Origin of the sequence: Streptomyces sp. NRRL B-1347 (genome assembly GCF_000720325.1) — a bacterium.
Lineage (GTDB): Bacteria > Actinomycetota > Actinomycetes > Streptomycetales > Streptomycetaceae > Streptomyces.
This window is the reverse complement of sequence record NZ_JOJM01000240.1, coordinates 1-1,090: the sequence shown is the minus strand read 5'-3', so window position 1 is coordinate 1,090 and position 1,090 is coordinate 1. Positions and strand designations below refer to the sequence as shown.

The following is a 1,090-nucleotide window of genomic DNA, read 5'->3' as shown; positions in this document are numbered from 1 at the left end:
CATCCGCGGTTTGGGCCGTGGGCGGGGTTGGGGTTGCAGGTGGTTGTGGTGGTGGTGTTGGTGGTGCGGCGGGTGTGGCCGTTGTTGGTGTTGGGTGTGGCGACGGTGTCGGCGGTGTTGATGTCGTTGTCGGTGTGGTTGGCGCCGGGGTTGTTGGTGACGTCGGTGGATGGGTCGGGGGTGTGGGTGCCGTTGGCGGCGCCGTTCGCGGCGTATTCGGCGGTGGTGTATTCGTCGCGGCCGCGGGGTGCGTGGGTGTTGACGGGTGTGTTGACTGTGGTGGCGACGCGGTTGTGGGAGTTGTCGTTCGCGGTGGCGGCGTCGGGGGTGTTGTTGACGGCGGTGCCGGCGTTGTTGGGGATGTATGTGGCGGCGCGGCGGGGGTTGATCGCGGCGTTGACGGAGCGGGCGGAGCGGGCGGAGCGGGAGCAGTTTTTGTTGGCGGAGCGGGCGCGTGCTGAGGAGCGGGTGCGGCTTGCGGGGGAGATGCATGATGTGGTGACGCATCGGGTGTCGTTGATGGTGTTGCAGGCGGGTGCGTTGCGGGTGGTGTCGACGGATGAGCGGGTGCGGGCGGAGGCGGAGGGGTTGCGGGCTGCGGGGTGTCAGGCGTTGGAGGAGTTGCGGGATTTGGTGGGGGTGTTGAGGTCGCCGGAGAGTGCGGCGGGTGTGGTGGGGGCGGTGGGTGATGCGGGTGGTGTGTCGGGTGGTGTGGGTGTGGGTGATTTGGGGTTGTCGGTGTTGGTGGAGGAGTCGCGGGCGGTGGGGGTTGAGGTGGAGTTGAGTGAGGTGGGGGATCGTTCGGTGTCGTCGCCGGTGGTGGCGCGGACGGCGTATCGGATCGTGCAGGAGGGGTTGACGAATGTGCGGAAGCACGCGCCGGGGTGTGGGGTGTGGGTGGAGGTGCGGTATGAGGCGGACCGGGTGCGGTTGCGGGTGCGGAACACGGCGCCGACGGCTCCGGTGGACCGGGAGTTGGCGTCGAGTGGGTCGGGCAGTGGGTTGAAGGGGCTGCGGCAGCGGGTCGAGCTGGTCGGGGGGACCTTCGAGTTCGGTCCCCGCCCCGACGGCGGCTTCCACATCGAATCCG

Annotated in this window: 1 protein-coding gene; it reads left to right on the top strand. The window is 69.1% G+C overall.

Translation table 11 applies throughout. The annotated features are described in order from the left end of the window. Positions 1-48: 48 nt before the first annotated feature. A partial coding sequence (locus tag IG74_RS54360) for a sensor histidine kinase (RefSeq protein ID WP_158858133.1) occupies positions 49-1,090 on the top strand: 1,042 nt, incomplete at its 3' end.